The sequence below is a fragment of the Aquimarina intermedia genome (assembly GCF_008124785.1).
Classification (GTDB): Bacteria; Bacteroidota; Bacteroidia; order Flavobacteriales; family Flavobacteriaceae; genus Aquimarina; species Aquimarina intermedia.
The window spans coordinates 286,059-308,913 of record NZ_VNHU01000001.1 but is presented as its reverse complement, the minus strand read 5'-3'; the positions used below and the strand labels follow the sequence as shown (position 1 = coordinate 308,913).

Annotated in this window: 20 protein-coding genes; 7 read left to right on the top strand and 13 right to left on the bottom strand. The window is 37.5% G+C overall.

The features are described from left to right. Positions 1 to 5: 5 nt before the first annotated feature. Both BD809_RS01250 and mutY read right to left on the bottom strand, forming a co-directional pair. On the bottom strand, positions 6 to 464 hold the full coding sequence (locus BD809_RS01250; protein WP_148781131.1) for a single-stranded DNA-binding protein: 459 nt from the start codon (positions 462 to 464) through the stop codon (positions 6 to 8). A 129-nt stretch (positions 465 to 593) separates the two neighbouring features. Then, positions 594 to 1,646 (bottom strand): A/G-specific adenine glycosylase, encoded by a 1,053-nt coding sequence (mutY, locus tag BD809_RS01245; RefSeq protein ID WP_148781130.1) that lies wholly within the window; start codon positions 1,644 to 1,646, stop codon positions 594 to 596. 131 nt (positions 1,647 to 1,777) lie between these two features. Between mutY and BD809_RS01240 the strand changes: the two genes are divergently transcribed. From BD809_RS01240 to BD809_RS01230, 3 genes are all read left to right on the top strand, one after another. Then, entirely contained in the window at positions 1,778 to 2,068 is a 291-nt protein-coding gene (locus tag BD809_RS01240) for an HU family DNA-binding protein (protein ID WP_024768281.1), read from the top strand. Between the two features lie 280 nt (positions 2,069 to 2,348). Next, positions 2,349 to 3,887 (top strand): Rne/Rng family ribonuclease, encoded by a 1,539-nt coding sequence (locus BD809_RS01235; RefSeq protein WP_148781129.1) that lies wholly within the window; start codon positions 2,349 to 2,351, stop codon positions 3,885 to 3,887. Between the two features lie 109 nt (positions 3,888 to 3,996). Continuing rightward, a complete protein-coding gene (locus BD809_RS01230; protein ID WP_148781128.1) occupies positions 3,997 to 4,476 on the top strand; it encodes a regulatory protein RecX in 480 nt (159 codons plus the stop codon). Here the strand turns inward: BD809_RS01230 and BD809_RS01225 are convergent. The 4 genes from BD809_RS01225 to BD809_RS01210 all read right to left on the bottom strand — a co-directional run bounded on the left by BD809_RS01225 (position 4,466) and on the right by BD809_RS01210 (position 8,742). Further along, a complete protein-coding gene (locus BD809_RS01225) occupies positions 4,466 to 5,281 on the bottom strand; it encodes a cupin-like domain-containing protein (protein ID WP_148781127.1) in 816 nt (271 codons plus the stop codon). The genes BD809_RS01230 and BD809_RS01225 overlap by 11 nt on opposite strands. 97 nt (positions 5,282 to 5,378) lie before the next feature. Further along, positions 5,379 to 6,482, bottom strand: coding sequence for a biotin synthase BioB (bioB, locus tag BD809_RS01220; protein ID WP_148781126.1), 1,104 nt, complete (start codon positions 6,480 to 6,482; stop codon positions 5,379 to 5,381). Positions 6,483 to 6,591: 109 nt separating this feature from the next. Next, entirely contained in the window at positions 6,592 to 7,563 is a 972-nt protein-coding gene (locus BD809_RS01215) for an alpha/beta fold hydrolase (RefSeq protein WP_148781125.1), read from the bottom strand. An 18-nt stretch (positions 7,564 to 7,581) separates the two neighbouring features. Beyond that, positions 7,582 to 8,742: a beta-ketoacyl synthase N-terminal-like domain-containing protein gene (locus BD809_RS01210; RefSeq protein WP_148781124.1), complete on the bottom strand. Its 1,161-nt coding sequence runs from the start codon at positions 8,740 to 8,742 to the stop codon at positions 7,582 to 7,584. 126 nt (positions 8,743 to 8,868) lie between these two features. Here BD809_RS01210 and BD809_RS01205 point away from each other — a divergent pair, with 126 nt between their 5' ends. Then, positions 8,869 to 9,309, top strand: coding sequence for a cytochrome c oxidase assembly factor Coa1 family protein (locus tag BD809_RS01205; protein ID WP_148781123.1), 441 nt, complete (start codon positions 8,869 to 8,871; stop codon positions 9,307 to 9,309). Here the strand turns inward: BD809_RS01205 and bioA are convergent. The 3 genes from bioA to BD809_RS01190 are packed head-to-tail and all read right to left on the bottom strand — an operon-like array spanning position 9,306 to position 12,408. Further along, positions 9,306 to 10,574, bottom strand: coding sequence for an adenosylmethionine--8-amino-7-oxononanoate transaminase (gene bioA, locus BD809_RS01200; RefSeq protein WP_148781122.1), 1,269 nt, complete (start codon positions 10,572 to 10,574; stop codon positions 9,306 to 9,308). The genes BD809_RS01205 and bioA overlap by 4 nt on opposite strands. A 27-nt stretch (positions 10,575 to 10,601) precedes the next feature. After that, positions 10,602 to 11,243: a dethiobiotin synthase gene (bioD, locus tag BD809_RS01195; RefSeq protein ID WP_148781121.1), complete on the bottom strand. Its 642-nt coding sequence runs from the start codon at positions 11,241 to 11,243 to the stop codon at positions 10,602 to 10,604. Further along, entirely contained in the window at positions 11,233 to 12,408 is a 1,176-nt protein-coding gene (locus tag BD809_RS01190) for an aminotransferase class I/II-fold pyridoxal phosphate-dependent enzyme (protein ID WP_170251720.1), read from the bottom strand. Before BD809_RS01190 ends, bioD begins: the two co-directional genes overlap by 11 nt. 257 nt (positions 12,409 to 12,665) lie before the next feature. On the opposite strand from BD809_RS01190, the gene BD809_RS01185 reads away from it, so the two are divergent. Then, the gene (locus tag BD809_RS01185) at positions 12,666 to 14,513 is read left to right on the top strand and encodes a M61 family metallopeptidase (RefSeq protein WP_246131390.1); all 1,848 of its coding nucleotides are present in this window, start codon (positions 12,666 to 12,668) and stop codon (positions 14,511 to 14,513) included. Beyond that, a complete protein-coding gene (locus BD809_RS01180) occupies positions 14,506 to 15,057 on the top strand; it encodes a GNAT family N-acetyltransferase (protein WP_148781119.1) in 552 nt (183 codons plus the stop codon). Before BD809_RS01185 ends, BD809_RS01180 begins: the two co-directional genes overlap by 8 nt. Before the next feature lie 72 nt (positions 15,058 to 15,129). On the opposite strand, the gene BD809_RS01175 is transcribed toward BD809_RS01180, so the two are convergent. Then, entirely contained in the window at positions 15,130 to 15,408 is a 279-nt protein-coding gene (locus BD809_RS01175) for a FoF1 ATP synthase subunit delta/epsilon (RefSeq protein ID WP_148781118.1), read from the bottom strand. Positions 15,409 to 15,496: 88 nt separating this feature from the next. Beyond that, positions 15,497 to 17,005 carry a F0F1 ATP synthase subunit beta gene (atpD, locus tag BD809_RS01170; RefSeq protein WP_148781117.1) on the bottom strand — a complete coding sequence of 503 codons (1,509 nt, stop codon included), beginning with the start codon at positions 17,003 to 17,005 and terminating at the stop codon, positions 15,497 to 15,499. 267 nt (positions 17,006 to 17,272) lie between these two features. On the opposite strand from atpD, the gene BD809_RS01165 reads away from it, so the two are divergent. After that, a complete protein-coding gene (locus BD809_RS01165; RefSeq protein ID WP_148781116.1) occupies positions 17,273 to 18,559 on the top strand; it encodes a sterol desaturase family protein in 1,287 nt (428 codons plus the stop codon). 3 nt (positions 18,560 to 18,562) lie between these two features. Here BD809_RS01165 and BD809_RS01160 read toward each other — a convergent pair whose 3' ends face one another. Next, a complete protein-coding gene (locus BD809_RS01160; RefSeq protein WP_170251718.1) occupies positions 18,563 to 20,029 on the bottom strand; it encodes a G-D-S-L family lipolytic protein in 1,467 nt (488 codons plus the stop codon). Between the two features lie 24 nt (positions 20,030 to 20,053). After that, the gene (locus BD809_RS01155; RefSeq protein ID WP_148781115.1) at positions 20,054 to 22,813 is read right to left on the bottom strand and encodes a TonB-dependent receptor; all 2,760 of its coding nucleotides are present in this window, start codon (positions 22,811 to 22,813) and stop codon (positions 20,054 to 20,056) included. Positions 22,814 to 22,855: the final 42 nt, after the last annotated feature.

Sequence of the window (22,855 nt, the reverse complement as noted above, 5' to 3'; positions counted from 1 at the left end):
AACATTTAGAACGGAAGGTCATCGTCTTCTGTTCCGATCTGAGGTTCCGTTTTTTGAGCATTGCCTGTGTCAACAGAACTATTGGTAGGGTTCGGTTTTTGTTCACCAGAAACTCCCGGACTATCCGCCTTAGGGGTTAAAAAAGTAAACTCAGTACATTGTATTTCTGTACTATACCTGTCTTTTCCTTGTTCATCTTGCCATTTGCGTGTTTTTAATCTCCCTTCTATGTAGACTTTATCTCCCTTTGCCAGGTATTTTTCACAGATTTCTGCAGCTTTATTGCGAACAACAATATTATGCCATTCGGTAGTATTAACACGCTCTCCGGTAGCCTTATTTACATAAGAATCATTGGTAGCTAACGGAAACCTGCCAACACAGTTACCTCCTTCAAAATAGTGCATTTTAACTTCATCTCCGGTGTGACCGATCAGCATTACCTTATTAAGTGTTCCAGACATAATTATGTTTTAGCTCCTAGGTATACTAGGTATTATTCACTAAAACTAAAAAAATATAGCTTTAGATAGTTATCAATATAACTAAGGTTCAATATTAGCAATAGTAAATGTACTAAAAAAGCGTAATACCTAAAAAAACGATTCTATAAAATTACCAATTAGAACAGGGACCGGATAATCCCGAATAGTTGCAACAGGAATCAAGGACTGATCCACCTTTAAATTAGGTGCTTCACAGATGTCTAACACATAAAATCTAGTATACAGATGTTGATGCGATAACTTATGAACAATAGGCGCCTCTTTATATCTGGTTAGTGAAAAAGATTTGTTTCTCACTAAATGAGAAAACGCTTCTTCTTTCTCTAATGCTTCAGGCTCCATGAGTTTGTTTGATTCTATTAAAGGAAATTCGTAAAGACCCTCCCAGATTCCGACATTTTTGCGCTGTTGTATTAAAAGTGTATTATCCGGTAATCTAACGACAAAATAATTAAAGTATCGCTTTTTAATTTTTGTTTTCTTAAGTTTTACCGGTAATTCTGAAACCTTAGCGTGTTGTAATGCAAAGCATCTGTCAGCAAAAGGACAAATGGTACAGTCGGGGCTTTGTGGCTTGCATTGTATCGCTCCAAACTCCATCATAGCCTGATTAAAAGTGGCTGGCCGAGATACATCAATTAGCTGTGATGCCAAACTTTTATATTCTTTTAACGCCGGGGAACTATTAATAGGAGTATCTAACCCAAATACTCTAGACAAAACTCGGTATACATTCCCATCTATCACTGGAACAACTTCATTATAACAAATAGAAGCAATGGCACTGGCAGTATAATCACCAACACCTTTAAGTTTAAGTAATTGGTCGTAAGTCTTAGGAAATACTCCATTAAGTTCTCTGACAATGTATTGTGCAGTATAGTGCAGATTTCTTGCCCTAGAATAATATCCAAGTCCTTGCCACAATTTGAGCACCTCTTCTTCTGTGGCAGCAGCTAACTCAAAAACAGTGGGAAACGCGGTTTTAAATGCCAAATAATACGGTAAACCCTGACTTACTCGTGTCTGTTGTAGTATTATTTCACTCAACCAAATGCTATACGGATCCTTTGTTTGTCTCCAAGGCATATTCCGCTGATGTTCTAAGTACCAGATTATTAGTTTTTTAGAGAATTTCATTCTTGTTATTTACAATTTGCTAAATTAATTCTTTAAAGGCGATAATTTAATCTTAAGTATTGATTTTTTGGAATTTAAATTCTTATATTTGCCCCCTTGAAAATTTAAAAAACCCCTAAATAGGTATAATAATGACTAAAGCAGATATCGTAGCAAAAATTTCAGAGAAGCTAGGAATTGAAAAAGGTGATGTACAGGCAACTGTTGAAACATTTATGGAAGAAGTAAAAAGCTCTTTGGAAAGTGGAGATAATGTATACTTAAGAGGATTCGGAAGTTTTATTATCAAAACCAGAGCTGAAAAAACCGGTCGTAATATTTCTAAGAATACTACAATCAAAATTCCGGCACACAATATACCAGCATTCAAACCGGCAAAAGTGTTTGTCGAAGGTGTAAAAACTAATGTAGAAGTTAAGTAATTAATAATCAATAAATATTATACACTATGCCAAGTGGTAAAAAACGTAAAAGACATAAGGTAGCTACGCACAAGCGTAAAAAGAGAAGAAGAGCTAACCGACACAAGAAAAAGTAGTTTCTAACTACTTTTTCTTTTTAGCAGTTCATTGAAATCAAAATAAAGTGATTGTTTGACTACCTTACAGCCTCTTTATTTTAATGGAATTTAGAAATTCCTGTGAAAATTTTGTTTAATCCATCTGTCTCGATACATTCGAGGTGGATAAAAATCTTATCAGAGTGAACAAAGAATTGATCATTAGATCTGGTTCATCTACAGATTTTGCCTTATTAAAAGATGGAAAACTTGTTGAATTTCACAAAGAAGAAGATGACAGCAATTTTGCAGTTGGTGATATATTTATTGCCAAAATACGAAAAGCTGTTCCTGGTTTAAACGCCGCATTTGTTAATGTGGGGTATGAGAAAGATGCATTCTTGCACTATCATGACCTAGGACCTCAAGTATCGACTTTATTGAAATTTATCAAACGTGTAAGCACAGGTAAACTAAAGGATTATTCTTTAAAAGATTTTCCTATAGACAATGATATTGATAAAAACGGTGTTATCACCGATGTTCTCAAATCAAATCAATCGCTATTAGTACAGATCGTAAAAGAACCTATTTCTACAAAAGGCCCAAGGATAAGCTCAGAGCTATCAATTGCCGGTAGATACATAGTGTTAGTTCCTTTTTCTAATCGAGTGTCAATTTCTCAGAAAATTGAATCCTCAAAAGAAAAAGAACGTCTTAAACGACTCGTAAAAAGCATTAAGCCCAAAGGTTTTGGGATTATTGTTCGTACGGTAGCCGAAGGTAAAAAAGTCGCAGAACTAGACAAAGATTTACAAAATCTGATTGAACGCTGGGAGACCATGTCCAAAAAGTTACATAGAGCTCCGCATCCTACCAAAGTACTTGGAGAAATGAATAGAGCATCCTCAATTTTGAGAGATGTATTTAATGATTCATTTACTTCAATATGCGTGGATGATGAAGTACTCTACAATCAGATCAAAGATTATGTGCACGAAATTGCACCAAAAAAAGAATCTATCGTTAAATTACATCAATCCAATACCCCTATTTATGAAAAATACGGTATTGAAAGGCAAATAAAAACAAGCTTCGGACAAACAGTATCCATGAGCAAAGGAGCTTACTTGGTTATTGAACATACTGAAGCCATGCATGTTATTGACGTAAATAGCGGAAATCGTTCTAATAAAGCAAAAAATCAAGAAGACACAGCTCTTGAAGTAAATCTCATTAGTGCTACTGAAGTTGCAAGACAACTACGCCTAAGAGATATGGGCGGTATTATTGTAGTTGACTTTATAGACATGAACAATGCGGATAATCGCAGAACGCTTTTTAATCATCTTCGCGAAGAGATGAAAGATGATAGAGCAAAACATAAAATTTTACCACCTAGTAAATTTGGTCTTATTCAAATCACAAGACAACGTGTTAGACCAGAGATGAATATCAAAACCCGTGAGGATAATCCTAACGGAGGAAACGGCGAAATTGAGGCGCCAATAGTTTTGTTAGACAAAATTAAGGTGGATTTAGAAAGAATTATTAAAAAAGATAAGAAAAAGATAACGCTTAGTGCGCATCCTTTTATCGCTGCTTTTTTAACAAAAGGTTTTCCATCTACCCGATCAAAATGGTTTTTAGACCATAAACGATGGGTAAAGATTATACCTAGAGATGCTTACACATATTTAGAATATCATTTCCATGACAAAGATGGTAATGTGATAGGATAAAACTCAAAGCCCGATTTATTAAATTAAATCGGGCTTTTTTGTTGACACTTTTTTCTCAAGTGAAATTGAAATTTATTTTTTAAAAAGTATAGTTTCCTATCTTTGATCTATGCATTACAAACCTCAACAATCCGTCACACTTACCGAAGCATTGCGCAAAATGGAACATTATTGTGCGTATCAAGATCGATGTCACAAGGAAGTTGAAGACAAATTGTACAGCATGAAATTAATTCCTGAGGCAAAAGAGAAAATCATTCTTCACCTTATCGAACATAATTTCCTCAATGAAGAACGTTTTGCCAAAAGTTTTGCCAGAGGCAAACACTCCATCAAAAAATGGGGGAAACAACGAATTACGCAAGAGCTAAAACAGAGAAATATCTCTGCTTTTTTAATTAAGAGCGCTCTGAATGAGATTGATATCGAAGAATATCTCAGCACTTTTCATCAGTTGGCAGAAAAGAAGAACTCCTTGATATCAGAAACAAATGTGCATAAACGCAGAAAGAAATTGATCGCTTATTTGCAATATCGTGGCTGGGAATCTAATTTGATTTTTGAAAAAGTAAAAGAACTCAACCCTTAATCCGGTTGCGTTTATTAGTTCGCTTAATAGCTTCTTCATTCTTATAATTAATCCATCGCTGTCCTTTTTTCTTGCGCATAAAATTGTCAAGATGTCGCATGATAAAAAAGTTATAAAAACCTCGTGTTAAGTGTATCCAATTAAATGGCAATGCACGAATACTCATGGAAAACCCAGGAGTCAAATAGGTCATTTGATGCCAATACCCCTCAGGCATATACAAGGTTTCACCATGCTTTAAATTAGTAACAAAACCCTTAGCATGCTTAAGAGCTGGCCAACGATCAAAATCAGGATTTGTATAATCAATCTGTTGATGTGAAATCAGCGCATGCGGTACTTTATACAAATATTTAGTTTCAGAAGGAGGAAAAAGTATACACTGTTTTTCTCCATGAAAATGAAAATGCAAGATGTTTGCATAATCAATATCATAATGCATAAAAACTTTTGAACCTTGTCCTCCAAAAAACAAAAAGGGAAATTTTTTTAAGAATTTTAATCCCACTTTCGGATAAGAATAGTCCTGTTGTAGCGGCGGAGTCTCCTTTAACAGGTTATATAAAAATATGCGGTAGTTCGTTGGCTTCTCCTTCAACAACTCAATATAGTCTCGCATTTTCATCTGAGCATGAGGCTCATTAAACTTAAGCTCAGAACTAATCGGGCGATCATCATACAGCGGCACAGTTTTATCGCCAGCTATCTTTGCTATATACGCTAAGTTCCATTTTTTGTAAGCAGGCCAGTCCTCAATCAATTTTTCGATGACAACCGGCTGTTGTTTTGAAACATAGATAGCCATAAAATCAGTTTTGCTGATCTTAGCAACTCTTGGTATCTGTTTTAAATCTAAGCCCACCGACTTACCTTGTTTTTATCCAAAAGAAAATTATCCAATCCTATTTGTCAAGTACAACATCTTTACCTTTTTCCTTGGCTAATTCATTACGCTCAATTTTATGTCCAGGTCTAGACCATTTAGGTTTTTCTCCCTTTGCCTGAAAAACTGAATCCTCAGCTTCAACAGTTTCTGGCTGCGATTTTTTTACAAATGGTTGTTGCGGATTTAAGCCTAACATCTTGAACATCTCCATATCCTCACTAACATCAGGATTTGGCGTCGTTAGTAATTTATCTCCTGCAAAAATTGAATTTGCTCCTGCAAAAAAGCACATTGCTTGCCCTTCTCTACTCATATCCGTTCTACCTGCTGATAAGCGCACTTGCGTTCTAGGCATAACAATTCGAGTGGTTGCTACCATTCGAATCATATCCCATATAGAAACAGGTTTTTGCTCCTCAAGCGGTGTCCCTTCTACCGCAACTAATGCATTAATAGGAACTGATTCCGGCTGAGGATTCAATTTGGTTAACGCTACCAACATCCCCGCACGATCTTTTGTTTCTTCCCCCATACCAATAATACCACCACTACAAACGGTTACGTTTGTCTTACGTACATTATCGATGGTTTGTAACCGATCTTCAAATCCTCGAGTAGAGATTACCTCTTTATAATATTCTTCCGAAGTATCAAGGTTATGATTATAAGCATACAACCCGGCTTCTGCTAGACGTTGCGCCTGATTTTCGGTAAGCATCCCTAAAGTACAACAAACCTCCATGTCGAGTTTATTAATAGTTCGCACCATTTCTAACACATTTTCGAATTCTGGTCCGTCTTTTACATTTCGCCATGCAGCACCCATGCAAACTCTGGAGCTTCCAGACGATTTTGCACGCAAAGCTTGTGCTTTAACTTGCTGTACACTCATTAAGTCATTGCCTTCAAGGTCTGTGTGGTATCTTGCCGCTTGCGGACAATACCCACAATCTTCAGGACAGCCTCCCGTTTTTATAGATAACAATGTGGATACCTGAACCGTATTTGGGTCGTGGTGCAACCGGTGTACAGTTGCTGCTTCGTAAAGCAACTCCATTAAGGGCTTATTATAAATATCAAGTATTTCTTGTGATGTCCAATCGTGTCTTGTATCGCTCATAAATCAACAGTATGTGAATTTTCAAAAATAGTAAAATCCCTTGGTACTTTATCAAATTTAATTAAAGATCAATAGTTGTTTCTTGGGAATTACTGGATATAGCTTTAAATTATTTATCTTTTTCTTTAATTTCGAGAAATTCATCAAACAACTTGAAAAATTTCTCTGGCTCCTCTAAATAAGGATTGTGTCCACTGTTCTCAAACATTACAAATTCTGCCTGTGGCATATAATGCTTATACTGCATGGCAAACTCTGGTGTAGAAACCCCATCGTAACGTCCCGCTACGACCAAGGTAGGTGTTTTAATCTGCGACAATTGTTTTCTAAAATCAATAGCTCCCATACTTCCGGTTACGTGAAAATCAGCATCATCACCAACTATTCCATAATACACCTCAGCGTTCCACGAGCGCTTTACTTTCTTCGGCATAGGTTGTTTTAATTTAGTATTGTGATAGTACACATACTTTACGGGAAGACTTCCATAAACTTTAGAAAAAAGACTATCTCTAGAAATAAACCCTTTTTTGCGTAAAGAATCTATAGTTTTCCATTTTTGAGGAAAATGTGTCTTTGCATATTGGTTATAACTGTCGCAGTTGGCTTGCCACATTAAACCACTGTGAAAACCACTAATCAAGATCATTTTTGAGACCTTTTTTGGGTATTTAATGGCATAGGCCTGAGCAACAATAGTTCCATAGGAATGGCCTACAACCGACCATTGCTCAAGATCCAATACTTTGCGTATCTCTTCCAGTATTTCAACATCATTAGCTACAGAGTATTCCTTCGCATCTTTTGCATCATCAGACAAACCTCTGCCTAATCCATCAAAAAAAACTACTTGATTACTTTTATAATAGGATCCAAAATTTCCTTGTAAATAATCGTGTGAATCCCCGGGACCACCGGCTATAAAAACAATAGGACCCCCACTTCCTCTTGTTTCAATATTTATATTGTACCCATTAATGGTAAACAATTGCGGTTCAAAATCATCATGGATTTTTTGTTGTGCATGCATCCCAAAAACTAACCCTACTAAGCCCCAAATTATGTGTTTTGTGTTTTTCATTTTAATTCATTAGTATTTCTAACGTTGCTCAATAACAACCGAAACAGCATTTCCACCAAAACCTACAGCGTTCACGAGTATCCTTCGTAAATTTTGCGGTGCTCCATCTGAGGTCACAAATGGAATATTAATAAACTTCTGATTTACAAGCATCAATATAGCAAATTCTAAACTTAAAATTCCGCTAGCGCCAAAGGTATGTCCGATTTTCCACTTGTTCGTAGTTAAAGCAGGCATTTGACTTCCGAAAACTTTCTTTATCGCATTATACTCAGATTGATCTCCTTTAATGGTTCCCGGAGCGTGCATTACAACGACATCTATATCGGAAGCATCCATGCCCTGAAGTGCCATTTTCATTGATTTTTGAAAACAATCAGCTTCAGTTGAAATGGATATGTTATGTTGTAATGGTTCTGTTGCAAAACCGATTCCTGTGACCAGAGCTATCGCATTATTCTGTACGCCCTTCTCCATACAAATAACTCCTGCACCCTCTCCCAAAAACATCGAATTTTGCTTTTTATTTAGGTTCATAGCTTGACAAGGGTAGTCCGCATTCGTATCTGCGGCATATATTTTTAAGGCCTTCATTTGTTCAATAGTAAAAGCCGTTAACGGCGCTTCGCTTCCTCCTACCAAAAACTTATCAGTTAGACCTGATTGAATCCAGGCTACTCCATTGAGCAAGGCGTGTAAAGCTGTAGAACAGGTGATCGAATGACTAATTTCTGGGCCTTGACTCTGTAAATCATGTGCAATCCAGGACGAAATATTACCTAAAGTAGTAGTTGGCGAACTTAATGTTGAAGATTTTCCCTTGGCTAAAAATTCTTCATGATACTTTTCAAAAAGCGAGGTGGCTCCACGCGAAGAGCCTACATTGATTCCAAAATGCGAATTTTTATCCCAACCTGCCATTTTAAAAGCATTGCGTGCTGCCAACAGTCCGTAAAGAACCGAGTTGTCCAACGCTTGATAATTCGCCGTACTGTTGCGTAAGACTGCTATCTGATCCGCCGCATGACGAGGTAGTTCTGCAACTATAGCAGCAGTACTCACATATTTTCTCGAAGTAATTTTATGTTGGTCCTTAGTGTACGCCTCCCATATTTCATTTTGGTTCATACCCAAAGGCGATACAGATGCCATACCGGTTATAGAGATAGGTTCGATCAATTTTTCTATTTTTGAACAAATGTACTGGATTGGAATGTTCTGTTCAAAGGCTATACAGTATTTTATCCGTTCTTAACGTTTGTTAAGAACAATAACCAGAAACACATATGCTATTTTTATAAGATTATGGAGCACACTACAGAGCACAAAAGTTGGTTTGGCAGAAATTGGGGATGGGTAGTTCCCCTTGGCGGATGCCTGACTATTATCTTATTAGTAATTCTTTTTTTGGGCTCTTTAGTTTTCGGAGTTAGTAAAATGGTGACTTCTTCTGATCCCTATGAATCGGGTCTAGAACGAGTTCGACAAGATCAATACATTGTCGGAATTCTGGGAGAACCTATAGAAAAAGATGGTATCATGCAAGGTTCATTATCCTTAGAAAATGATAGAGGTACTGCTGATATCAGCATACCTATTAAAGGACCCAAAGGAAAAGCCCGACTCTATGTAGTTGGCACGAAACAGGAGGATCACTGGAACTATTCTGAAATCTATGTAATTATCGATGGCACCGACGAGCAGATTGATTTGCTCGGTTTTGAACAACAAAACTCAATTTTTTAAAGTTTGTCCAACAACTTCAAAATACTTCCATATACTTTGTTCAGTTGTTCATCAGTAGTAACATAAGGCGGCAAGACGTAGATCGTATTGCCAAGTGGTCTTAGCGCCACACCCTGATCCATAAAATGGTTAAAAATTTCATAGCGTTGCTTGCCATAGCGATCCATTTCAATTTCTAAATCTAAGGCATAGATCACGCCCATTTGTCGTGTCGACCGAACTCTGGGGTGTTCCTTTATTTTTTGGTCAAATTCACGATGTCTAGCGGTAATATGCTCAATACCCTGCTGAATTTCGTCAGATTGTAATAAGATGATTCCTGCTAATGCTACTGAGCATGCTATTGGATTTGCAGAATACGTATGTGCATGAAAAAAAGCTTTCCCAATGCTATTATCCAAAAAAGCATCATAGATCGCTTGCGTACAACTCGTAACGGCCATCGGTACAAAACCTGCCGTTAGTGCTTTTGATAAGGAGATAAGATCCGGCTGCACTTGCATATATTCTGAAGCAAAATGCTTTCCGGTTTTACCAAATCCAGTCATTACTTCATCTGCAATTAGTAATACTCCATGTTCTCTGCAAACTCTTAACAACTGATCCAAATGTTCTGCTTCAAACATTGTCATAGCATTAGCCCCCTGAACTAATGGTTCGTAAATGAAGGCTGCCACCTCATTTTCTGTTATGATAGTTTTCAAAGACGCTAAAACTTCAGAGATATTTTTATCGGTAGGTACTGCAACCCGTTTAACGTCGATAAAAAATTCTTCAAAAGGACCATTGTATACAGAGAGCCCAGAAGCTGACATAGCTCCAAAGGTATCTCCATGAAACCCATCTTCGAAGGCAATAATCGTATTGCGTTTTTCTCCCCGATTAAAAAAATATTGCAAGGCCATTTTAATAGCAACCTCATTGGCTGTGGATCCATTGTCAGAAAAGAAAATTTTCTGCTGATTATCCGGTAAAATATCAATTAAAGCTTCAGAAAGTTCGATCGCCGGACCATGTGTGAAGCCGGCAAATACGATTTGATCCAATGTCTCCATTTGTTGCTTCACCTTCTCCAAAATATAGGGATTACAATGTCCATACATTGCAGTGTACCAAGATGAAATTCCGTCGATATAAGACTTTCCTTCATCATCATATAGCACAGCTCCTTTAGCCTTGACAATAGGCAATGCCTCAGGATGTATTTGATGTTGCGTTAATGGATGCCATAAATGCTTTTTATCTCTTTCTTGAAGTGTACTCATAATAGTCAATTTAAACCACCTACAGTTTTATAGTGCTTGTAATTCATGTCTAAAAAGCTCAGCATATTCTGCTATCACACGCTGGTCGAAATAAGGTTCTTCATCGATTCTTCCGACCACTTTCACCTTACTCATCTTCTGAATGATCGCTTCTGTAGTAGGGTGTGGCGCTCCACTGTAAATTAAAGCAATATTAAATCCAAGTTGTTCCAGAAGTTTTAAGGTCATAAGGGTATGATTGATACTCCCCAGATAGTGTCTAGATACGACAATAACTGTATACTCTTTAGGTATGAGATCTAAAATGGTTTCTGTATCGTTAAGTGGAACGAGTAATCCTCCAGCTCCTTCCACCACTAGGGCGTTATCCGTTTTTGGAAAAATAATATTTGCACTTTCAATTGTAACCCCTTCCTTTTCTGCAGCTGCATGCGGACTCATAGGTGTTTGAAGCGCATAACTATTAGAGTGAAATGTCGATTTTTTGTTAGCAACTAATGCTCTTACCTTATCAGCATCGCCATAGTCCAAATCTCCTGCTTGTATAGGTTTGAAATAATCTGCCTGAAGTGCTTCAACCACAATGGCAGAAGTAATAGTCTTTCCTACTTCGGTACCAATTCCGGTAATAAAAATTCGTTTAGGTGTATTACTCTTTTTAGTTGTCATGATCTTGCATTGCGTATTCTCGGACAAAAGTAGCTAACAAGTTTAAAACATTAGTGATTTCGTCTTTAGAATTATAAGAATGTATGCAAAAACGCAAGCGTTCTGCACCTGCCGGAACCGTGGGGGACAGAATCGCCCGCACATCATATCCTTGATTTTGTATTTTTTTTGCAATAGCCTTTACTTTTTCATTTCCTTGTAGCAAACAGCATTGAATCGCTGAATCGCTGACAATAAACAAGTGTTGAATACCTTCTACCTGAATTTGTTGCTTAAAAAATTGAATATTCTTTTTTAAAAGCTGCTGTTCATTCCCTTGTCTCAAAAAGTGATAAGCCGTAGCGATAGTTGCTATCGAATGTGGCGGCAGTCCCGTAGTATAAATAAAGCTTCGTGAAAAATTAATCAAAAAAGTTCTAAGCTGTGCACTCCCTAAAACTATAGCGCCATGGGCTCCTACGGCTTTGCCAAACGTTGTAATACGTGCAAACACCTTGTCTTGCAGTCCGAATTCTTGCACTAATCCTGCGCCGTAGTTCCCAAAAACCCCGACAGCATGCGCCTCATCGATAATTGGATATACTTGATACTTGAAACACAAAGCAACGAATTCTTTTAAATCAGGTGTGTCACCATCCATTGAAAATACCGACTCGGTTACTACATAAATCGCAGTTGCCTCTGGTTTTGATTGTTTAGCTGCAATGATCTTTTGCTCTAAACTATTCAAATCGTTATGTGTGTATTTATAAGCTTTGGCCAAGCTCATCTGCATACCATCTCGTATAGAAGCATGTATCAACTCGTCATATATAATTACATCACCACGCTGAGGAACTGCTGAGAAGAAACCAATATTAGCATCATAGCCAGAATTATAAAGCAAGGCCGAGTCTGCTTCATGATACTTTGCAAGATTATCTTCTAGAGTCTCAGTTTGCAGCGAAGAACCGGTTATTAATCTCGAACCTGTAGCACCATTAATCGTCCCATCTTGTGCTTGTAACTCAAGAGTTACTTGATCGTGTATGGCTTTTGATTTAGCATAGCCTAAATAATCATTTGAAGAAAAATCCACTTTGCCTTCTGAGACAGTAATTGTACGAAGTGTATTTTCTGCCTCTCTTTTAGTAAGTTTTATCGTTAAGCGATCCGGAAACTTCATTATACCTAGCGTATGTTTTAAAATCGATTAATAAATTCAAAAGCGATCAATTGATATATAACAAAATTAATGAAATCCTTTTGAGCACGTTTACACATTTTAATGGAACTCATCTTGATTTTTATGTTTAACCGAAAATGAGTTAAAATTTGACAAGATGAGACACTTTATGAAAGCTATAGCAGCGCTATAGATAAGAAAAGTAACGAAATATGGGGGGAATTTCAGTAATTTTTTAGGAAATAGAAAAAGTCAAGATGAGTTCAATAATACCTATATTTGAGAATACATCCTTATCTCAATTCGAAAAAATGAAAATACTTGCGCATTTTACAGTTTTCTTTTCCCTTACTTCACTCTTTTCACAACATACAGCATACACCATTTCGTTTGAAAATGCGGTACATCATGAAGCAACCATAGAAGCTGTCTTTACGGATATTAGCCAGGATACACTTGCCGTTAGAATGAGCAGAACATCACCGGGTCGCTACGCCTTGCACGAATTTGCTAAGAATGTATACGACGTGAAGGTAGAGAACGGCTCTGGTGAAAAGTTAAATTATACGAGACCGAATCCACATCAGTGGAATATCACAAATCACGATGGTACGGTAAAAATATCATACACTTTATTTGCGGATCGTGCTGACGGAACCTATTCTCAAATTGACGAGAGCCACGCACACTTAAATACCCCTGCTACATTTTTATACGCCCCAAGCTATAAAGACACCCCTAGTCAATTACAGGTAAAAGTTAGAAAAGATTTAGAATGGAAAGTTGCTACACAACTTAAAAAAGTGAACGATTCAACATTTACAGCACCAAATTTGCAATATTTCATGGATAGTCCCATAGAAATAAGTAATTATATGCTAAGAGCGTTCAAAGTACCGGCGGAAGGTAAAGAATACACCATTAAACTCGCATTACATCATAATGGCACACAAGAAGACGCAGACACCTATTTTGAAAAAATAAAAAAAATTGTTCCTGAGCAAAAAGAAGTATTTGGGAGTTATCCAGATTTCGATTATAACGAATACACATTTATAGCCTGTTATATTTCTCAAGCATCAGGAGATGGTATGGAACATCGCAATTCTACGATCCTTACCAACAGTAGAAGTTTAGCTGATGGCGGTATGGAAAAAAATATTGGTACCGTCTCTCACGAATTTTTTCATGCATGGAATGTTGAACGTATTCGACCCAAATCTTTGGAACCTTTTAATTTTGAAGAAGCCAATATGTCTGGTGAGCTTTGGTTTGCTGAAGGTTTTACTAGTTATTATACCAATTTGATTCTATGTAGAGCCGGCTTGATGAGTACTAAAGATTATGTAGAAGGACTTAGTAAGTCCTACAACTATGTCTGGAATTCACCGGGCCGTGACTTTTTTAGCCCAATTGAGATGAGTTTTCAAGCCCCCTTCGTAGATGCAGCAAAATCGGTAGATCCCGTTAATCGTGGAAATACTTTCATATCCTATTATTCGTATGGTAGTATGTTGGGACTGGCACTGGATCTTTCTTTAAGAACTATGGATCCGGCACTCAACTTGGACGATTATATGAAACTGGTCTGGAACAGTTACGGTAAATCTCAAACACCTTATACAGTTAAAAATTTGAAGGATGCTCTAGCCTCCTATACAGGAAAAGCATTTGCAAGCCATTTTTTTAATGATTTTATTTACGACTCTAAAAGACCGGATTATAAAACATTGTTTGAAAAAGTCGGGATCAAATTAGAAAACGAAGACTTACCGTATAGTGGCTTAACAGTAAAATTTAACAAGGAACAGGCTAAATTATCAGACTACGTCATTAAAAATAGTCCCGCTTATCGAGCGGGGCTGGAAAAAGGGGATGTGATACGTACTATCGACAATGATACGATCAGAAATAAAAAAGAGTTGGACAATATTCTTACTCCGTATAAGACAGGCGATTCTATACGTATCAATTACGAACGATTAGGTAAAAAGAAGCAAACGACACTCCACTTGGAACAAAATCCTGTGACAGCGATCATTTTGGATGAGCAGGCAAATAAAGAAGCACTTAAAAAACGAAACGATTGGTTAAAAAATGAATAGCAAGCCTTTTGAAATAAGGTATACACTTGCAGAGACCGACACAGAATTACGGGAAATTCTAAGATTACAAAATCAGAATTTGGCCAAAAATATTTCTGCAGAGGAGATTAGTAAAGAAGGTTTTGTTATGGTTCATCATACATTTGAAGTGCTTAAGAAAATGAATTTGATAGAACCTCATGTTATTGCAAAACATCGTGGCAAAGTAGTGGGTTACGCACTATCCATGTCTACAGAGCTTAAAAACGAAATCGAGGAGCTTAAACCCATGTTTACTTGTATTGATCGAGCAATCAAAAATGACCGCACCTACTTGGTTATGGGTCAGGTCTGTATTGACAAAGCGTATCGCAAGCAAGGGATATTTAAAGGCTTATATTACAAAATGCAGGAATGCTATCGGAAAAAATATGTGGTACTAATTACTGAGATTTCATCTAATAATAAACGTTCCCTTAATGCACATCATGCTGTAGGATTTGAAACATTATTAAGTCATAAAGTGTCGAATACAACATGGGAAATCGTTGAATGGAAATGGTAATTATCTAAACTAAAAAAGGTCTCAAACAATTTGCTTGAGACCTTTTCCAAAATTATAAGATGCTAAAGCTAATTAATCAGCTAATACTATCACTTTATTATCGTTCATTTCCACAGTACCCGAAGTAATAGCTAGTACAGTAGCTCCATTAGGATCCTTTGAAAACTTAGAAGCTACTTCATCTTCTAAAGCAATATTACCATATATTTTCACTTTTCCCTTGCCTAATAGCGAAACTATGGGTGCATGATTATTTAACATTTGAAACTCACCTTCGACACCCGGCACTGCAACCGAAGTTACTTCACCACTAAATAATACAGCCTCTGGAGTTACTATTTCTAAATACATATGTTCAATTATGAATTATGAATTATAAATTCAGAATAAATAGAGATGTAAGACATTCTTAATTCTGTATTCTTAATTCTGTATTAAATTAAGCTTCAGCCAACATTTTCTCACCAGCTTCGATAGCCTCTTCGATTGTTCCTTTAAGGTTAAAAGACGCTTCAGGAAGATGATCTAACTCACCATCCATAATCATATTAAATCCTTTGATAGTTTCTTTAATATCAACAAGAACTCCCGGGATGCCAGTAAATTGCTCTGCTACGTGGAATGGTTGAGAAAGGAAACGTTGTACTCGACGTGCACGTCCTACTGCTAATTTATCTTCTTCAGATAATTCTTCCATACCAAGAATTGCAATAATATCCTGTAATTCTTTATAATGTTGTAATAACTCTTTAACACGTTGTGCACAGTTATAATGATCATCTCCTAAAATATCAGCACTTAAAATTCTTGATGTAGAATCTAATGGATCTACCGCCGGGTAGATACCAAGTTCTGCAATCTTACGAGACAATACTGTGGTAGCATCCAAGTGAGCAAACGTTGTTGCCGGTGCCGGATCCGTAAGGTCATCTGCAGGTACGTATACCGCTTGAACAGATGTAATAGATCCTTTCTTAGTCGAAGTAATACGCTCTTGCATCGCACCCATCTCGGTTGCTAATGTTGGTTGATACCCTACTGCTGAAGGCATACGCCCAAGAAGTGCCGAAACCTCAGAACCTGCTTGCGTAAAACGGAAAATGTTATCTACGAAGAATAGTACATCTTTACCTTGTCCATCTCCAGCTCCATCACGGAAATATTCTGCAATCGTAAGTCCAGACAGTGCCACACGAGCACGTGCTCCTGGTGGTTCGTTCATTTGTCCAAATACGAATGTTGCTTTAGAACCTTTCATTACCTCTTTATCAACTTTAGAAAGATCCCATCCTCCTGCTTCCATAGAGTGCATGAAATCATCACCATACTTGATAATTCCTGATTCTAACATCTCACGTAAAAGGTCATTTCCTTCACGTGTTCTTTCTCCTACTCCTGCGAATACAGAAAGACCACCGTGACCTTTAGCAATATTGTTAATCAACTCTTGAATAAGTACTGTTTTACCTACTCCGGCACCTCCAAATAATCCAATTTTTCCTCCTTTTGCATAAGGCTCAATCAAATCGATTACTTTGATACCTGTAAATAAAACCTCTGTAGAGGTTGATAAATCTTCAAATTTTGGTGCATTTCGGTGAATCGGAAGACCATGATCTCCACTCTTAGGAAGATCTCCTAATCCATCAATCGCATCACCAATTACATTAAATAAACGTCCATACACATCTCCACCAACTGGCATTTGGATTGGAGAACCTGTAGCTACAGCTTCAACTCCTCTACTTAATCCATCACTGGAATCCATTGCGATGGTACGTACAGTATCTTCACCAATGTGAGATTGAATCTCTAACACTAGCTTACTACCGTCTGCTTTATTAATTTCTAACGAATCGTAAATTTTTGGTAATTCTGTACCGGCAGCGAATTCTACATCGATAACCGGACCTACAATTTGTGATACTTTACCCGTAACTTGAGACATTATGTAACTATTTAATGTTTAGTATTTAACTATCTTGAAAACCACTTATATTCAATTCAATTGAATACGAGCTTTTTTCAGGCTGCAAATATAGTCTTTTAAATAAAAAAAATAACTGCTTTTTTTCTGTTTTTTAAAAGTTAAACTTTGGTGCACAAAAACCTACGCAGAATTTCAACACAAACACTATTATTTTCTGATTATTAAAACATTATGTTCAGCTTTAGGTTCTCAAATACTTTATGTATTTTTAGTTAAACTTTTTTTATGGAAACGTATGCAACCGCATTGAGCTATGCGATCCCTGGTTTTATTGTGTTAATTCTGATAGAATACGCTGTAAGTCGATTAAAAAGAATACAGGTTAATCAACCTCTGGACACAATTTCCAGTATCAGCTCTGGTATTACTAATACCTTAAAAACTTTAATGGGTTTAGCCGTCGTTATTATTAGTTATGACTGGATGGTGAATCATATAGCGCTGCTTGAAATCAAATCTACCATAGCAGTCTATGCACTAACTTTTATCGGGTTAGATTTTGCAGGGTATTGGTCCCATCGCTTCAACCATACCATAAATGTATTTTGGAATCGTCATATTATTCATCATAGTAGCGAAGAATTTAATTTGGCCTGTGCCTTACGTCAAAACATATCAGCCATTTTTTCAATCTATTTCTTTCTGTATATACCTTTGGCATTGCTAGGTGTTCCTGCCGAAGTTGTAGCTTTTGTAGCGCCTGTTCATTTTTTTGCCCAATTCTGGTATCACACCCGACTCATTAAAAAAATGGGAATCTTGGAATATATCTTGGTAACCCCATCGCATCATCGCGTACACCACGCGATAAATGATGAATATTTGGACAAAAACTACTCAGAAATCTTCATACTATGGGATAAACTTTTCGGCACTTTTCAAGAAGAACTTCCTGAAAAGCCACCTGTCTACGGTGTGAAAAAGCCTGTTAACACATGGAACCCAATATTAATTAATTACATACATTTTTGGCAAATTTTAAAAGATGCATGGCGCACCAAACGGGTATGGGATAAAGTGCGTATATGGTTCATGCCCACAGGATGGCGACCTCAAGATATGATCAAAAAACATCCCTTGCTATATACTACAGATCCTTACACTCGCAAAAAATATTCAACCGAGAGTTCTCTATTTCTCAAGTTATGGTCTTGGTTTCAATTGCTTATGACCGTTTTATTAATGTATTACCTCCTTATTAGTGTAGCCAACTTAACTTTGCTCGAAATCGTAAATTACGCCATATTTCTCATGGTTTCAATTTTTGCTTATACTTCCTTAATGGATCGCCATATCGTTGCGGTATATTCAGAATTCATAAAAGCTAGTATCGGTTCCCTGCTAATTATCCAGAGAGGGGGCAGTTGGTTTGGTATTGATACATATCTACCGTACACCACCTATATTATTGCATTATATATAGGTCTATCCTTATTTCTAACTTGTTATTTTCATTTTATCGAAAGAAAACAAAACGTACCTTCCCTAGAAAGGGTATCTAAATCTGCATAAAGGTTAGCGCAATTTTTCAGAATAAAACAATGGATAATCAACAGCTTTCACCAGTGGAAGATTTGCCCCGTACTTGGTATTAATTACCTCTAAGGTTTTATTAGCCAGATATGCATACCCTCTCGCCGTTGGATGGACTCCATCCAATGAAAAAGCACCTCCAAAAACTAAATTACTTTGTAACTCAAAATTATCGAAAGTAATTCCACCATTATCAATTTCTTCTAATAAACCAGCTGCATCTACAAAAGCAAGATCATTTTGGTCAACTGCCCCCTTTATCACAGCATTAAATTGCATGGTAGCGTCAGCTATATTTTGTTGTTCGCTAGCAACTAATACCCATTTATCTTCTAATGGCACCGAAACTCCGTTAATCATAGTAGGATCGTTATCCACTGCTGTTCCAATAAAAGATGAACTGGGTAAGATTAATAAATCCTCTTTTGTAGCTTGACGATACTTAGGCAATCCATAAGCTGATAAATCTGTTAGATCTTCATCAACAATAACCACTGCATTAGTTCCTTCCTTAAAAACTATAGTTCTAGCGACTCTTTCTTCGGCAGAAATTGCTCCCAAACCTTCGACTTGTATCAATCCGCCGTTGTAATTCGCATAGCCTTGATTAACCTGAGTCGCAGTTGCTTCATCCATCGGTACGGGATTATAAGGAACCGTAGTGAAATGCGGTATTGTAGTTATATTAGGAATAGAGTAGAGTACCCCTGAAGCTCCGTTTTCTGTCAATCCGTTTACCAACCCTGTATACGCTTGCGTAAACAATGTAATATCTGTAATCGCATCTGAATCATCTCCTCCAGAAAGCGCATAACCCAAAACATCATTATTACCTATCCACAAAGTAAAAAAGGTAGGGTTTTGAACTAATGCGTCTCCTAAAACAGACGCATTAGAAGATGAAGCCATTCTGGCGAAATATGGATTGGCCTGACCGGTTGCTACGCCAGAAACATTTCCATAACCTTCAGCCAGCAGATGATAACTTTTTGCTCCCGGAACTCCCAAATTATTGAATGGTCCCGTAACTAAGGTCGATACTTCAGTTGTTGGTATAGCATCCAGAACTCGGGGTCCCGATTCGTTGGGCGGTTCAGGATTAGGATCTGAATAAAAATACAATCTTGGTGATCCAATTATATTTCCACCCAAAGTGATACCACCAATATTATCATTAGTTATTGGCTGCGTAAATTTACCGCCGCCAGCTAAAGCAAACTGTCCCGATAATATATTGGGCAATGAATGGTCCTGTCCTGCCTTAAATAAAGCGCCATCAGTATACCCTGCAGCCAATGAATTTCCCAGAGCTACATAGGTTGAAAAATCAGCTGTACCGGATACAATAATTTCTTTTTCTGTACTTTCAGAAGTATCATCGTCAGACTCACAAGCTAGCGAGCAACACACTGCAAACAGTGCGATTATCCATTTAGTTTGAATGTTCATATCGAATGCTTTAAATTAAAATTTCTAAAGGTTGTTGATGGTAAGCCCCAGATAATACTGAGAACCAATATATCCGGTACCAAAAGCCGTAAAATACTCATCACCTCCTATATTTGTTCCACCGAGTTTGAGAGTAGTCTTCAGTTTTGGGATTTTATAATTGATCTGGGCGTCAAATACCGAAAATGATGGTATATCTCCATCTCCAAAAGATGCTTCCCAAAAATAACTATCACTCCAGCGATAGCTTGTATTAAATCCAAAATTAGTAAACAGGTTTGTATGCCCGAATGAAGCTTTCACCTTATGCTTTGGCGTATTAAAATTAGTTCGGAAATCAGCGTCTTTTTCTTTATCAAAATCTTGTTCTGCATAGGTATAATTCACTCCTAAATCAAACTCTCCGAATATTTTTGTATTGACCCCGATTATAGCTCCCAATGAGTTGATATCCACAGCAGAATTTGTATACGCCTGATACACCTGTGCATCTCCATTTTGAAGAGCCAATAATGACAACCCATCGTCACCAACCTCTCCATACAATGGCACTATTACATTTTCTGTAGAAATAAAATCACTATACTTATTATAATACGCACTTAAATCTATTACAAACCGGCTGATCTTACCACGATACCCTACTTCGAAAGCAGTAATTTTTTCTGGCTGTACAAGAGCTGCTTCCGATTGCACCGGTGCTCCATTGATTACCGAGCTTGCAGAGAATGAATTTTCATAAGCCTCTCGACCTGTAACCGTAACGGTTTGATTACCTGTTACCGCTGCCCCATTGCCACTCAAATCATACGTTCGACGATCACGATCTAGATTGTCTGGCGCCGAACCTACCAAAACTGCACGCCCTACATCTAAACCAATATACAAATCTTGCGTGGTCGGGTTTCTGAACCCTGTTTGCACAGAAGCCCTTAGATTATGGTTCTTATCAGCTCCAAGGGTATACCCGACAGATAATCGCGGAGATAAATTTCCGTCAAATAATTCTGATTTGTCATAACGTAAAGAGCCGGTAAGTTTTAAACGTTCTTCTAAAAGTTTTTTCTGAATCTGCAAATATGCTCCGTACTCTGAATACCGAATAGGACCATCAAAATCTGTGAAGATGGTTCCAAAAGAATTTAACTTATACTCTCTAAAAGAACCTCCAACTTGAATATCAGCAATCTCACTTGTAATATGAGAAAAATTGTAGTTAACATCAGCATGGCGAAGTTGCGTTGCATCTCTAAACTGAGACCCGGAAGACAAGTCGGGATCCCTCGTAACCTCCTGAAACGTTTGTTGAAATGCCAGAGTTCCAGGTACTAATCTACCTGTATCGGCAGTTTGTCTCGCTAGCGCATGGGCATTTTCGGGCAATTGCCCAGCTAAGGTAGCTTGTACATACGCGCCGGCATATTCGCCAAACCAGGTCTGGTCATCTTTCCATTTCCGATTAATATTAATCCCAGTAAATCTAACATCGTAAGAGTCTCCTGCATCTTCATCGGTTAGGTATGCGCGTACAAAAAAGTTGTTGTTCTTGACTTCGATTTTATGCTGCTGTAAGAAAAAATTTCTAATCGAATAACGGTTTGCTCCTTGATAAATAGTTGTTCCTTTACCTATTTTACCTTGGTAAATAATTTCGAAATCATTAGCAAAAGGACGATAATGCATAGCTGCATCAAATTTTACACTTTCAGCCTTATAATCGTTCAATGCCTGTTCTTCGTAACCGGTTCTGCTGACATCTTCATTAGGAAGTAAGTTCTCTGCACCAGCCGGAAGAATTCCAGCAGAGACCAGTGCTACTCCTACGCCACGTATATTTGTACTCACTTCATCACCATACACATTGAGTCCATCATAGTTTGGGTCTGATCGATCTGTTGACGGATCCAAAACATTAATCGTATTGGTTGCGTACCAATCTGTTCCTCTCAAATAAGAGAAATTAGCCTTAGCTGCAAATTTATCTGAAAATGCATGTGCTACACGAATACCATAGTCATAATACTCATTATCTCCAGCCGCTTCTTGTGAAGTAAGTCCTCCTTTAAAATATGCGCTAATCCCTTGATGATCAAAAGGATTTTTACTCGTCATAAAAAGGATACCGTTAAATGCATTTGCACCATATAAAGCAGAGGAAGCTCCGGGCAATAACTCTACACTATTTACATCCAGCTCTGTCATCCCCAATAAATTACCAAGCACAAAATTTAATGCCGGCGCGGTATTATCCATACCATCCACAAGCTGTACAAATCGAGTATTAGCGAAGGTCGCAAATCCTCTGGTATTTATTGATTTAAACGTAAGACTATTGGTATTGACATCAACCCCCTTAAGATTCTCCAGGCCTCCGTAAAAGTCAGCAGCTGGAGTATTTTTTATTTCCTTAATTCCGAAGCGTTCGACACTTACCGGTGATTCAAAAATACGCTCAGGGGTCCTGGATGCTGAAATTACCACTTCATCCAGCTCTGTTCCCTCCTTTAAAACAATTATAAGATCTGTAACAGGACCCGTAATAACTCTATCAGCGGTATCGAACCCCACACTACTGATCTCAATAGTAAAAGGCAGCTCTTGTTCAATGGTAAGTGAAAATAACCCGTCAAAATCGGCCACAGTGCCTACTGATGCACCGACAACCGAGACATTAGCACCAGGTACTGGTTGATTACTCTCGTCGACAATTTTCCCTGAAATAGTTGTTTGTGATGACGCAGCAATTCCTAGACAAAGGAAAAGCATAAACGAAAATGTTCTCATACCCCAAAATGATTTAAGTTATGAGAACAATATACGTTTTTT

Bases quoted from the DNA above. Each gene is read 5' to 3' on its own strand.
- BD809_RS01250 (WP_148781131.1), bottom strand. From the start codon at position 464: ATGTCTGGAACACTTAATAAGGTAATGCTGATCGGTCACACCGGAGAT.
- mutY (WP_148781130.1), bottom strand. From the start codon at position 1,646: ATGAAATTCTCTAAAAAACTAATAATCTGGTACTTAGAACATCAGCGG.
- BD809_RS01240 (WP_024768281.1), top strand. From the start codon at position 1,778: ATGACTAAAGCAGATATCGTAGCAAAAATTTCAGAGAAGCTAGGAATT.
- BD809_RS01230 (WP_148781128.1), top strand. From the start codon at position 3,997: ATGCATTACAAACCTCAACAATCCGTCACACTTACCGAAGCATTGCGC.
- BD809_RS01225 (WP_148781127.1), bottom strand. From the start codon at position 5,281: ATGGCTATCTATGTTTCAAAACAACAGCCGGTTGTCATCGAAAAATTG.
- bioB (WP_148781126.1), bottom strand. From the start codon at position 6,482: ATGAGCGATACAAGACACGATTGGACATCACAAGAAATACTTGATATT.
- BD809_RS01215 (WP_148781125.1), bottom strand. From the start codon at position 7,563: ATGAAAAACACAAAACACATAATTTGGGGCTTAGTAGGGTTAGTTTTT.
- BD809_RS01205 (WP_148781123.1), top strand. From the start codon at position 8,869: ATGGAGCACACTACAGAGCACAAAAGTTGGTTTGGCAGAAATTGGGGA.
- bioA (WP_148781122.1), bottom strand. From the start codon at position 10,574: ATGAGTACACTTCAAGAAAGAGATAAAAAGCATTTATGGCATCCATTA.
- bioD (WP_148781121.1), bottom strand. From the start codon at position 11,243: ATGACAACTAAAAAGAGTAATACACCTAAACGAATTTTTATTACCGGA.
- BD809_RS01190 (WP_170251720.1), bottom strand. From the start codon at position 12,408: ATGAAGTTTCCGGATCGCTTAACGATAAAACTTACTAAAAGAGAGGCA.
- BD809_RS01185 (WP_246131390.1), top strand. From the start codon at position 12,666: ATGAGTTCAATAATACCTATATTTGAGAATACATCCTTATCTCAATTC.
- BD809_RS01180 (WP_148781119.1), top strand. From the start codon at position 14,506: ATGAATAGCAAGCCTTTTGAAATAAGGTATACACTTGCAGAGACCGAC.
- BD809_RS01175 (WP_148781118.1), bottom strand. From the start codon at position 15,408: ATGTATTTAGAAATAGTAACTCCAGAGGCTGTATTATTTAGTGGTGAA.
- atpD (WP_148781117.1), bottom strand. From the start codon at position 17,005: ATGTCTCAAGTTACGGGTAAAGTATCACAAATTGTAGGTCCGGTTATC.
- BD809_RS01165 (WP_148781116.1), top strand. From the start codon at position 17,273: ATGGAAACGTATGCAACCGCATTGAGCTATGCGATCCCTGGTTTTATT.
- BD809_RS01160 (WP_170251718.1), bottom strand. From the start codon at position 20,029: ATGAACATTCAAACTAAATGGATAATCGCACTGTTTGCAGTGTGTTGC.
- BD809_RS01155 (WP_148781115.1), bottom strand. From the start codon at position 22,813: ATGAGAACATTTTCGTTTATGCTTTTCCTTTGTCTAGGAATTGCTGCG.